Origin of the sequence: Alloalcanivorax sp. (assembly GCF_964221125.1) — a bacterium.
Lineage (GTDB): Bacteria > Pseudomonadota > Gammaproteobacteria > Pseudomonadales > Alcanivoracaceae > Alloalcanivorax > Alloalcanivorax venustensis.
In genome coordinates, this window is record NZ_CAXPXK010000021.1 from 1 (window position 1) to 11,508 (window position 11,508).

Here is an 11,508-nt window from a genome sequence, read left to right on the forward strand (position 1 = left end):
TTTGCGGATCGCCTTGGACACCAGATAGGCGGCGCCGCCCACGGCCATCAGGTAGACGGCCTTGTTGTCCTTGATCGCCTCGATGGCGGTGTCGCCACGCTCGGCCTTGCCGACCATGCCGATCAGACCGGTCTTCTCCAGCATGGTGCGGGTGAACTTATCCATGCGGGTGGCGGTGGTCGGGCCGGCCGGGCCCACCACTTCGTCGCCCACCGGATCCACCGGACCCACGTAGTAGATAAAGCGGTTGGTGAAGTCCACCGGCAGTTCCTCGCCCTTGGCGATCATGTCCACCATGCGCTTATGCGCCGCGTCACGGCCGGTGAGCAGCTTGCCGGACAGCAGGATGGTGTCGCCGGGCTGCCAGGTCTGCACCTCTTCCGGGGTCACGGTGTCCAGGTTGACGCGCTTGGCGCCCTCGTCGTTGCCCCAGGCGATATCCGGCCATTCTTCCAGGTCCGGCGCCTGCAGATCCGCCGGGCCGGTGCCGTCGAGGATAAAGTGGGCGTGGCGGGTGGCGGCGCAGTTGGGGATGATTGCCACCGGCTTGTTGGCGGCGTGGGTGGGGTAATCCGCCACCTTCACATCCAGCACCGTGGTCAGGCCGCCCAGGCCCTGGGCGCCGATGCCCAGGGCGTTGACCTTCTCGAACAGCTCCAGGCGCAGTTCCTCGGAACGGGTTTGCGCGCCCCGCGCCTGCAGCTCGTGGATGTCGATGGGGTCCATCAGGGACTCCTTGGCGATCAGCATGGCCTTCTCGGCGGTGCCGCCGATACCGATGCCGAGCATGCCCGGCGGGCACCAGCCGGCGCCCATCTTCGGCACCTGCTCGAGCACCCAGTCGACCACCGAATCGGACGGGTTGAGCATGGCGAACTTGGACTTCGCCTCGGAGCCGCCGCCCTTGGCCGCCACGTCGATCTCAACGGTGTCGCCGGGCACGATGGAGTAGTTGATCACCGCCGGCGTGTTGTCCTTGGTGTTGGCGCGCTTGCCGTCCGGGTCCGCCAGCACCGAGGCGCGCAGCACGTTGTCCGGGTGGTTGTAAGCCCGGCGCACGCCCTCGTTGATCATGTCGTCCAGGCTCATGTCGCTCTCGAACGTCACGTTCATGCCCACCTTACAGAACACGGTGACGATGCCGGTGTCCTGGCAGATCGGCCGGCGCCCCATGGCGGACATGCGGGAATTCACCAGAATCTGCGCCATGGCGTCCTTGGCCGCTTTACTCTCTTCCCGCTCGTAGGCTTCCTTCACCGCGCGGATAAAGTCCACCGGGTGGTAGTAAGAGATGTACTGCAGGGCATCGGCAACGCTTTGAATCAGATCGTCCTGGCGGATCACCGTCATGGGGGCACTCCTGACTGCTGGGATTCGGGGCGCGCATTATAGACTACCCGGGCCGGCTTGTGGGAGCGGGCTTGTGGGAGCGGGCCCTGCCCGCGAAAGGCCGGCAAGGCCGGCCGGCAGGATCCCAGAGACCTAAGCCAGGCACTCACCCCGCTTAAGATGAGCGATAAGCAAATCGGCAACGGTCTCGGGACGCTCCAGATGCAGGAAGTGGCCGGCGCCGGACACCCGCTCCACGCGCAGCCCGCCGGGGAAGTCGCCGTGGTTGACGGTGTGGTCGAGCAGGCGCGGGCTCATGCAGCCGTCCTGTTCGCCGATCAGCACCTGGGTGGGCACCGTGATGTTCATGCCCAGCCACTCCTGGGTCTCACGCTGCTCCTTGCGCCACAGGCGGATCAGATGCCGGTACCAGCCCAGCGCGGCGGGCAGCACGCCCGGCTCGCGCAGGGTATGCTTGGCGTTCTCCAGGTAGAGGCCCGGCTCCCAGTCCGGCGACCAGCGTTGCCAGAGTTTGTCGATGCCGGAAAAATCATCCTTCTTCAGCCAGGCTTCCGGCGCCATGGGCAACTGGAAGAACTGCATGTAGCCGCTCAGTTTGATCTGCTCGGGCACTTTCAGTAGCGCCTGGGGCAGGCGCTTGAGCGGCGGAATCGCCAGCGCGGTGAAGGTGCAGAAGGTGTCCGGGTAGCGGGCGCAGGCCAGGTAGCCCACGGCGGCGCCCCAGTCGTGGCCGATCAGATGCACGCGCCCGCCCAGTTGATTGGCGAACACCAGCAGGTCGTCCACCGCGGCGTGCAGGGAATAGTCGCCGTTGCCGGGCTGACAGGACGGCGCGTAGCCGCGCAGGGCCGGCGCGAGGCAGGTGTAGCCCGCGTCGGCGATCAGCTTCATCTGCACCGCCCAGTTTTCATGGGTATCGGGAAAACCGTGCAGTAAAATCACCGGCTCGCCGTCACCGCTGAGCAGCGTCGGGAAGCGCAAGTGCCCGTTAACCATTTCCACCTGCTTCATGGGCGAAGCCTCTTTATTCGGTTACTACGAAATCGGCGTCGTTCCGGGGCAGCGTCTCGGTGACGGTGATGTCCGTGACCCGAGCGCCCGCGGGGCCGCGCCGCATCCAGGCGAGCAGCGCCTCGACCGCGTCGGGGGCGCCTTCCAGCCACGCCTCGACGCTGCCGTCGGGGCGGTTGCGCACCCAGCCGGCGACCGCCAGACGGCGCGCCTGTTGCTGGGTGGAAGCCCGATAATACACACCCTGGACACGGCCACTCACCACGGCTTGTCGGGCAATCCTAGCGGTTGTCACGATTTTCCTCCTCTTTTACATCCGCGCTTTCCTCCAACCGGTTGCCGAACAGCGCCTCCAGGTTGAAATCCAGCGGCCGGCGCAGGCCTTCCCGGGCCTGATCGCAGCGTTGCTTGAGCGCCGCTTCCCAGGGCTCCTTGCCGTTGGCGTGAATACGCAGCTGCTGCTCCGCCGGCCAGGGCACCAGGGTCAGCAGCTCGGCCATGGTGAGCGCGCGCAGATCGCGGATCAGCACATAGCCGCCCTCCTCGGTGCGGCGGATCAGATGGCAGTCCTGCAGCAGGTTGCGGACTTCGTCCCAGTGGGTGATGCCGGAGTCCTGCATCACCCGCCGCACCTCGTTGCCGTGCAGGGTCCGCCCGTCACGCTGGCGTTCCCAGAGCACGTTCAGCAACCGCATCAGCGCCTGCATGCGCGGCACCCGCCGCTGATGCTCCTGAAACACCACCAGGGCCCGCACCAGCTCGGCGCCGAACAGCACCAGCATCCAGGAAATATAAATCCATAACAGAAACAGCGGCACCGCGGCAAAGGCGCCATAGACCACCTGATAGTTGGGCGCGTGCTTGATGAACTGGGCGAACGCGGCCTTGGCCAGCTCGAACAGCAACGCCGCGAACGCCGCGCCGATCAGCCCCTGGCGCAGCGGCACCGAGGTGTTGGGCACCACGATGTAGAGCAAGGCGAGCACCGAGGTGGTCAGAAAAAACGGCAACAGCGTCAGCCAGAACCGCACCCCGCCCAGGTAGGCCACGGTGTCGCTGACCAGCGACAGCGAGGTCAGATAGGACGAGATGCCGAGCCCCGCCCCCAGCAACAGCGGGCCCAGGGAGAGCACCGCCCAGTACATCATCAGGCTGACCCGGCCCTTGCGCGGCTGGCGGATTTTCCAGATGCGGTTCAGGGACTGCTCGATGGTGCGCAGCATCAAAATCGCCGTGACGATCAGAATCAGTACGCCGGCGCCGGTCAGGTTGGTGGCCTGGCGGGAAAACTTGCTCAGGTATTCGAGAATCTCGGCGCCGGCGGACGGCACGAAATATTCAAAGGCCCACTCCTGGATCACCATGCCCCGTTCGTTCAGCGCCGGGATCGCGGCGATCACCGCGAACATCACCGTCATGATCGGCACGATGGCGAACAGCGTGGTGTAGGTGAGCGCCGCCGCGCTGGACTGACAACCGTCCTCCACGAACTGGCGGCGCAACAGTTTGAGAAACGCCCACACCGATTGCGCCCTTGCCCGGAACGGAATTACCGGATCTTCTTCACTGCTTTCCAGGTCCTGATTCACACTGCTTCCTTTAATCGCGTAGCGGCACGCTTGTAGCTGCGGGTCGGTGCCTTACAATGCTCCCATCCTATCAGACGACAACGTGACGCCATGGCCGAATACACGCTCTACCATAATCCCCGCTGTTCCAAATCCCGGCAGGCATTGGCGCTGCTGGAAGAAAACGGCATCACCCCGACCATCGTCAAGTATCTTGATACACCGCCGGACGCGGAAACCGTCCGCACTCTGGTAAAACAGTTGCGCCTGGACCGCGCCCACGATCTGGTACGCCCTAAAGAAGCGGAGTACAAGGAAGCCGGGTTGAGCCGGGACGCCGACGACGACACCGTGATCAACGCCATCGCCCGCTATCCCAAACTGCTGGAACGGCCGGTGCTGGTGAAAGGCGACCGGGCGGTGATCGGACGCCCGCCGGAAACGGTTCTGGAACTGGTGACGCCGTGAGCGACGCGGCCCTCAACCCCTATGTGCTGATCCTTTATTACAGCCGCACCGGCGGCGTGGCGCGGCTGGCGCAGCAAGTGGCCCGCGGCGTGGAAGGCGCCGGCCTGCAGGCGCGCCTGCGCACCGTGCCGCCGGTGTCTCCGGATCACGAGGCCAGCGCCCCGCCGGTGCCGGACAGCGGCGCCCCCTACGCCACTCTGGACGATCTGGCCGGCTGTGCCGGTCTGGCATTGGGCTCGCCGACCCGCTTCGGCAACATGGCGGCGCCGCTCAAGTATTTTCTCGACCAGAGCAGCGACCTGTGGATGTCCGGCGCGCTGATCGGCCGTCCGGCCGGTGTGTTCACCGCCTCCGCCAGTCTCCACGGCGGCCAGGAGAGCACCCTGCTGTCGATGATGCTGCCGCTGCTGCACCACGGCATGGTGCTGGCCGGGGTGCCCTATTCGGAGGCGGCGCTGACACGCACCACCGGCGGCGGCACGCCCTACGGGGCCAGCCATGTGTCCGGCAGCGACGGGCGCGGCCGCGACACCAGCGACGACGAGAACGCCATCGCCAAGGCGTTGGGCCGGCGGCTCGCCACCCTGGCGCGCCAGTTGGCGCCCGCCCACTAAACCCAACCGAGGGGGAACACCATGCTGAGCGCCCTTCCGCGCATCACCTATATTCTGCTGCTGGTTCTCGGTATCGCCGGTCTGTTCTGGTTCGCGCCGCCGGACACGCCCACCTTCGCCGCCGTGATCATGGCGGCGGTGCTCTACGGCCCGCTGGCGTTAATGGCGGCGGCGCCGATCACGCTGCACCCGCGTTCGCTCACCTGGCTGTGTTTCCTGCTGCTGTTCTATTTTTGCGGCTATGTGGTGCAGTGCCTGAACCCGCCGCCGGTGCGCACCCTGGCCATCGTTCAGGTGTCGCTGACGGTGGTGCTGTTCCTGCTCGCCATGCAGCTCATGCGCCGGGGCGGCCGTGCGGATTGATGACCAGCTGCACATCGATACACCGGAGGGGGCGCGCCTGACGCTGTCCCTGGCCGGGCCGCTGCCGCGCGCCCTGGCCTACGGGATCGATCTGGCGATTCGCGGCCTGGCGCTGGCGCTGGTCGCGATTCCGCTGATGCTGTTCGGGCGCGGCGGCATGGGCCTCTACCTGGTGATGCTGTTCTTGATGGAATGGTTTTACCCGGTGTTGTTCGAAGCACTCTGGCAGGGGCGTACGCCGGGCAAACGGATGATGGGCCTGGCGGTGGTGCACGGCAACGGCGCGCCGCTGGGCTTTAACGGCAGCCTGGTGCGTAACCTGCTGCGCACCGCCGATCTGTTTCCGATGTTCTATCTCACCGGCTTCGTGGTGATGCTGATCACCCGGCGCTCGCAGCGCCTCGGCGACCTGGCCGCCGACACCCTGGTGATCCACACGCCGCCGGCGCGCCCGGCGCGGCCCTACCAGGACGGCGACAGCGAAGCGCCGGACTGGCCGCTGAGCCGCGACGACCAACTGGTGTTGCTGGCCTTCACCGACCGGGGCGCGCGGCTCTCCGCCGAGCGTCAGGAGGAGCTCGCCGCCCTCGCCTACCCGGAGCTGGCGCCCGCCGCCGCCCGGGAAAAACTGCAGCGGGTGGCCCGGCACGTGTTGGGGGGCGCATGAGGCAGAGCCAGTTCGAGCAGCGTTACCGGCCCCAGTGGGAACGGCTGGAAACCAGTCTCACCGCGCTGGAAGCCCGCCGCCGCCCGAAGGCGTCGGCGCTCACCGATTTCACCGCCGACTACCAGAGCCTCTGCCACCAGCTGGCGCTGGCCCGCGAGCGCGGCTACAGCCTGGCGCTGCAGGAATACCTCAACGACCTGATGCTGCGCGCCCACCGCCAGCTGTACCGCTACCGCACCCCGCTGCTGCCCGGGCTGGTGGCGTTTTTCACCGGCGGCTTCCCACGCGCGGTGCGTTATCAGTGGCGCTGGCATCTGGTCAGCACGCTCTGCTTCGTGCTGTCCGCCGGCCTGGTGTGGGCGATGATCCTGCACGACCCGGAGCTGGTGCACACCGTGGTGGGCCCGCAGCAGGTGGCCGAACTGGAAGAGATGTACCACCCGGAGCTGCGCGACGTCAGCGGCCGCGACCGCCAGGACGATGTGATGATGTTCGGCTACTACATCTACAACAACATCGGCATCGCTTTCCGCACCTTCGCCGGCGGCCTGCTGCTGGGCGTGGGCGCGCTGGTGGCGATGCTCTTCAACGGCAGCTTCTTCGGCGCCGCCGCCGGCCACCTGACCCGGGCCGGCGCCGCGCAGCCGTTCTTCACCTTCGTGATCGCCCACGGCGCGCCGGAGCTGATCGCCATCTTCCTGGCCGGCGGCGCCGGCCTGCGCATGGGCTGGGCGGTGCTGGCGCCCGGCTCCTGGCGCCGGGTGGACGCCCTGCGGCGCGCCGCCGGCGAATGCCTGCCGGTGATGTACGGCGTGTTCGCGCTGCTGGTGCTGGCCGCGTTCATCGAGGCGTTCTGGTCGTCCCGGGAGCTGGCGCCGCAGATCAAGTACGGCGTGGGCGCCGCCTGCTGGGCATTGCTGGCGCTGTACCTGCTGTTCGCCGGCCGGCAACGCCGGCGCCAGGGAGGGCGGCATGGACCTGAATAAGCTCAACGCCCGCCTGGCACCCCGCTCGTGCTGGCAGGCCATGGATATGGGCACGCGCCTGTACCGGCACTGGTGGCGGTCGGCGGCGCTGGTGTGGGTGGTGTTCACCGGGTTGCCCTTCCTGGCGCTGGCCGGCCTCGCCGCCGCCTGGCAGAGCATCTGGCCGATGCTGCTGTTCTGGTGGCTCAAGCCGCTGTGGGAAAGGCCGCTGCTGGCGTTCTACAGCCGCGCCCTGTTCGATGACTATCCCGGCCCCTGGGCCCTGCTCAAAGGCTTTCGGGAGTACGGCCTGAATGGGCTGTTCGGGCAGCTCACCTGGCGGCGGCTGAGCCCGGCGCGGGGCATGCTTACCGGCGTCTGGCAGCTGGAAGGCAACCGCGGCGACGCCGCTTCCGGACGCATCGCCGTGTTGCTGCGCGCCCCCGGCCAGCGCCCGGCCACGCTGACGTTCACCCTGCTCACCCTGGAACACCTGATGACGGTGGCGCTGATTCTGCTGGTGATCACCCTGGCGCCGTGGCAGTTCAACCTGGAGTTCAGCGTCTGGTTCGGCGAGCAGAGCCGCCTGCACTGGGCCCTGGGCAACCTGTTCTGGTATCTGGTGCTGACCGTCACCGAGCCGCTGTACGTGGCCACCTCCTTCGCCCTCTACCTGAATCAGCGCACCCACCTGGAAGGCTGGGACCTGCAGCTGGGCCTGACCCGCATCGGCAAGCGCCGCGCCGCGCTGGGCCTGAGCCGGGGCGCCGGGGCGCTGGCGCTGATGGTGCTGTGCCTGGGCGGCCTGCCGGCGCCGGGCAACGCCGAGCAACAAGACAGCAAGCAGCAGGCCGTGGAGCTGCTCGCCTCGGACACTTTCATGCCCATGGCGCTGCGCGAAGAGCGCCGCCTGAAGGAACAATTCCGCGACGACGACAGCGACAGCTGGTGGCGGGACCTGCTGCAACGGCTGATCGACGGCCAGCGGGACAACGAGCGGGGCGACCCGCTGGCGCTGCCGGAAGGCCTGATCCACGCCATCGGCTGGACGTTGCTGGTGGCGCTGCTGGCGGTGATCGCCTGGGCCTTGCTGCGCCGCCTCCCCGGCTCGCCGCTGCGCCGGTCGCCCACCGCCATGCCGGTGCAGGTGGCGGGCCTGGACACCCGCGCCGAGAATCTGCCGGCGGACCTGGCCGGCGCCCTGGACGACGCGCTGCGCCAGGGCCGGGTGCGTGAGGCCCTGGCACTGCTGCTGCGCGACACCCTGGTGACCTTTTTCCGCCGGCACCCCACGCCGCTCACCCCCGGCGCCACCGAGCAGGACTGCCTGCGCGCCTACCGGCGGCTGCTGGGCGACACCCCGGCGGTGGTCTACCTGGAACGGCTCACCGAGGCCTGGACCCGCACCGCCTGGGCGCACCGCCCCACCACGCCGGAACAGGTCCAGGCGCTCTATGACCAATGGCGCGGACTGCGCCCGGCGGAGGCAAGAACATGAGCCGGCGGCGCGGCAGATTCTGGGGCGGCCTGGCGCTGCTGCTGGTGGTCGCCGCCCTGGTGTTCTATGTCTGGGCCACCGAGCCGGTACGCTATATGGCACCGGCGGCGCCGGACGCCTCGGTGCGCGGCAACCCCTACCTGGCCGCCCAGACCCTGCTGGAAAACTGGCAGCGCCCCACCCGCCGGATCTTCAGCACCGGCGCCCTGTTCCCGCTGCCGGACACCGGCACCACCCTGATTCTGGACGAATACCGGGGCGAGCTGGGCAGCGGTCGGATCGACGCCCTGTTCGACTGGGTGCAGCGCGGCGGCCATCTGATCGTCGCCGCCCGCCCGGCCTATCACTACGTGGCCGACGAAACCGGGGACAAGGACGGAAACAGCGAGCGGACCGGCGGCAACGACGACCCGCTACTGACGCCGCTGGGCCTGCACGCCGTCGCCGTGGAGACCGACTCCGAGGACGACCCCTTCACCACCCTGCTGGACCGCTTCCAGCCCATGGAAAGCCTGTTCCTGGAGTATTGCCTGGGCGACAACGACGGCGACCTGTCGCCGCAGTGCGAGGCGCTCACCTGCGAAGCGCCGCCGTTACCGGCGCCGGCAACCTGGGTGTTCGCGGACGGCGACCGGCGGCAACTGCTGGCCTCGCCCGGCCAGGCCCTGCAGCATCGTCCCACCGACCTGCTGCCGGCGCTGCCGTCCTCCAAGGCCGACAATGCGGAGGGCGCGCAACTGGTCCACCTGTCCTGGGGCGACGGGCAGATGACCGTGCTCGCCGGCCTGACGCTGTGGGACAACCAGCACCTGCACTATTTCGACCACGCCTGGCTGCTGGAGCAGCTGATCGGCGACGGCCCGGTGTGGTTCGTGCAGGGCATCGACATGCCGCCGCTGCCGCTTTGGCTGTGGCAGCACGCCTGGCCGCTGATGCTGGCCCTGTTGCTCGCCCTGGCGGCCTGGCTGTGGCGGCGTCTGCCGCGCCCCGGGCCGCAGTGGCACGCCGCCGAAGCGGACCGCACCGATTACCTCGGCCACCTGCTGGCGCTGGGCCATTTCCATTGGCGCACCGGCCAGAGCGAGCGGCTAACGGCGCCGCTGCGCGACGAGGCGCGGCGGCGCCTGGACCTGCTTCACCCGGACCGGGACCAGGCCCTGGCGATCGCCGCCGAGCGGCTGGCCCTGCCCGAAGCCGCTCTGCGCGACGCCCTGAACAGCGGCGGCGCCACCCGACCACCGCGCCCCCGGGACCGCCAGCAATGGGCGGACCGGGTGGCGATACTGCAAACCCTTAGGAGCCGTTTATGACCAGCCAGACGGAACAGGCCGGCGCCCTGGCGCGCCGCATCGAAGAGCAGCTCAACCAGGTGCTGGTGGGCCAGCCGGTGATCACCCGGCAGGTGCTGATCGCCCTGATCACCGGCGGCCATGTGCTGATCGAAGGCGTGCCCGGGCTCGGCAAGACGCTGCTGGCGCGCAGCCTGGCGCGGGTGCTGGAGCTGGACTTTCAGCGCATCCAGTTCACCCCCGACCTGATGCCCTCGGACGTCACCGGCCACGCCCTGTTCGACAGCCAGAGCGGCGACTTCCGGGTGCGCAAGGGGCCGGCCTTCACCAACCTGCTGCTCGCCGACGAGATCAACCGGGCGCCGGCCAAGACCCAGGCGGCGCTGCTGGAAGTGATGCAGGAGCGGCAGATCACCATCGAGGGCGAGAGCTTCCCGCTGGCGCCGCCGTTCGTGGTGCTGGCCACCCAGAACCCGCTCGACCAGGAAGGCACCTACCCGCTGCCGGAGGCGGAGCTGGACCGCTTCCTGTTCAAGATTCTGATCGACTACCCGGACCAGGCGCACGAATCGCGCATGGTGGAGATGGTGCTCGACGGGCGGCTGCCGGACAGCCTGGACGCGGCGCAGCTGACGCCGGTCACCGACGCCGCCGGCATCCTGGAACTGACTCGCAGCGCCGAACAGGTGCTGATCGACCCGGCCCTGATCGACTACCTGCTGCGCCTGGTGCGCGCCACCCGCGAGCACCCCAGCCTGATCCAGGGCGGCAGCCCGCGCGCCAGCATCGCCCTGGCCCGCACCGCCAAAACCCAGGCGCTGCTCAGCGGCCGCGACTTCGTGGTGCCCGACGACGTCAAGGCGGTGGCGGCGCCGGTGCTGCGCCACCGCCTGCGCCTGGGCGTGGACGCGGAACTGGAAGGCCAGACCGTGGAATCGGTGCTCGCGCAACTGCTGGAGCAGGTGGAGGCGCCCCGGCAATGATCGCCTTCCGGTCGATACAGGATGCAGGATTCAGGATGCAGCCAGGAGGCGTGAGCGGCTGGACCTCTTGTAGGCGCTTGCCCTGTGGGAGCTTGCCTGCAAGCGAAAGGCCGGCAAAGCCGGCCGGCAGGATTCCAGAGAGCCAGGACAGCGGATTGCCGACAGGGTCTCTGGGATCCTGCCGGGAGCTTCGCTCCCTTTCGCGGGCATGGCCCGCTCCCACAAAAAACCAGGCCTCGCCCCTGTATCCTGAATCCTGCATCCTGCATCGCGGTCGCCAGACCGCCGTGGAGGCCGCATGCGGATAAGGCCCGGACAGCGCCTGATCCAGGTCTTGCTGGTGTGGGCGGCGCTGGCCGTCTTGCCGCTGGCGGCGCGCGTCTGGCTGCCGGATCTGGCGGCGCCGGCGCTACTGGCGTGGGCCGCGTTAGGCCTGGTCGGCGCCGCCTGGGCGCTGGACGACCTGCGCCGCCTGCGCGCGCGGCCGACGCCGGCGGCGGAGCGGCGGCTGCCGGCGGCGCTGGCGGTGGGCATCGCGCACACCGTCACGCTGCTGCTCGACAGTCGTGGCGCCGTCGCCGGTGAGCCGTGGCTGGTGGCCGATCACCACCCGCCGGACGATCCGCTCACCGGCCTGCCGCGCGCCGCCAGCGGCAAGACGGCCAGCGCCGCCCACACCAGCAAGACCTGGATCAGGCGCTGTCCGGGCCTTATCCGCATGCGGCCTCCACG

General features: G+C 68.7%; 12 protein-coding genes and 1 pseudogene. 9 read left to right on the forward strand and 4 right to left on the reverse strand.

Going from position 1 to position 11,508, the window contains the following annotated elements; all coding sequences use genetic code 11:
• The 4 genes from ACEQZD_RS02710 to ACEQZD_RS02725 form a co-directional block, all read right to left on the reverse strand.
• On the reverse strand, positions 1–1,350 hold a 1,350-nt coding region (locus tag ACEQZD_RS02710), incomplete at its 3' end, for a fumarate hydratase (protein ID WP_370183813.1).
• Positions 1,351–1,482: 132 nt separating this feature from the next.
• Positions 1,483–2,361 (reverse strand): alpha/beta fold hydrolase, encoded by an 879-nt coding sequence (locus ACEQZD_RS02715; RefSeq protein ID WP_142949379.1) that lies wholly within the window; start codon positions 2,359–2,361, stop codon positions 1,483–1,485.
• Positions 2,362–2,374: 13 nt separating this feature from the next.
• Complete coding sequence (locus ACEQZD_RS02720) at positions 2,375–2,656, reverse strand: acylphosphatase (protein ID WP_370183815.1); 282 nt, start codon at positions 2,654–2,656, stop codon at positions 2,375–2,377.
• A complete protein-coding gene (locus tag ACEQZD_RS02725; RefSeq protein ID WP_370183816.1) occupies positions 2,643–3,950 on the reverse strand; it encodes a YihY family inner membrane protein in 1,308 nt (435 codons plus the stop codon). The genes ACEQZD_RS02720 and ACEQZD_RS02725 overlap by 14 nt, the downstream gene beginning before the upstream one ends.
• A gap of 90 nt (positions 3,951–4,040) precedes the next feature.
• On the opposite strand from ACEQZD_RS02725, the gene arsC reads away from it, so the two are divergent.
• The 9 genes and pseudogenes from arsC to ACEQZD_RS02770 form a co-directional block, all read left to right on the forward strand.
• Positions 4,041–4,397 carry an arsenate reductase (glutaredoxin) gene (gene arsC, locus ACEQZD_RS02730; protein ID WP_335628517.1) on the forward strand — a complete coding sequence of 119 codons (357 nt, stop codon included), beginning with the start codon at positions 4,041–4,043 and terminating at the stop codon, positions 4,395–4,397.
• Positions 4,394–5,011: an NAD(P)H:quinone oxidoreductase gene (gene wrbA, locus ACEQZD_RS02735; RefSeq protein ID WP_142949382.1), complete on the forward strand. Its 618-nt coding sequence runs from the start codon at positions 4,394–4,396 to the stop codon at positions 5,009–5,011. Before arsC ends, wrbA begins: the two co-directional genes overlap by 4 nt.
• Before the next feature lie 21 nt (positions 5,012–5,032).
• Complete coding sequence (locus ACEQZD_RS02740; RefSeq protein WP_370183817.1) at positions 5,033–5,374, forward strand: DUF2069 domain-containing protein; 342 nt, start codon at positions 5,033–5,035, stop codon at positions 5,372–5,374.
• Positions 5,364–6,041, forward strand: coding sequence for an RDD family protein (locus tag ACEQZD_RS02745; RefSeq protein WP_370183819.1), 678 nt, complete (start codon positions 5,364–5,366; stop codon positions 6,039–6,041). The genes ACEQZD_RS02740 and ACEQZD_RS02745 overlap by 11 nt, the downstream gene beginning before the upstream one ends.
• Complete coding sequence (locus tag ACEQZD_RS02750) at positions 6,038–7,027, forward strand: stage II sporulation protein M (RefSeq protein WP_370183820.1); 990 nt, start codon at positions 6,038–6,040, stop codon at positions 7,025–7,027. Before ACEQZD_RS02745 ends, ACEQZD_RS02750 begins: the two co-directional genes overlap by 4 nt.
• Entirely contained in the window at positions 7,014–8,504 is a 1,491-nt protein-coding gene (locus ACEQZD_RS02755) for a DUF4129 domain-containing protein (protein WP_370183822.1), read from the forward strand. Before ACEQZD_RS02750 ends, ACEQZD_RS02755 begins: the two co-directional genes overlap by 14 nt.
• Positions 8,501–9,814: a DUF4350 domain-containing protein gene (locus ACEQZD_RS02760; RefSeq protein ID WP_370183823.1), complete on the forward strand. Its 1,314-nt coding sequence runs from the start codon at positions 8,501–8,503 to the stop codon at positions 9,812–9,814. Before ACEQZD_RS02755 ends, ACEQZD_RS02760 begins: the two co-directional genes overlap by 4 nt.
• Positions 9,811–10,776 (forward strand): AAA family ATPase, encoded by a 966-nt coding sequence (locus ACEQZD_RS02765; RefSeq protein ID WP_370183824.1) that lies wholly within the window; start codon positions 9,811–9,813, stop codon positions 10,774–10,776. The genes ACEQZD_RS02760 and ACEQZD_RS02765 overlap by 4 nt, the downstream gene beginning before the upstream one ends.
• A gap of 298 nt (positions 10,777–11,074) precedes the next feature.
• Positions 11,075–11,508, forward strand: a pseudogene (locus ACEQZD_RS02770) (hypothetical protein); the annotation flags it as partial.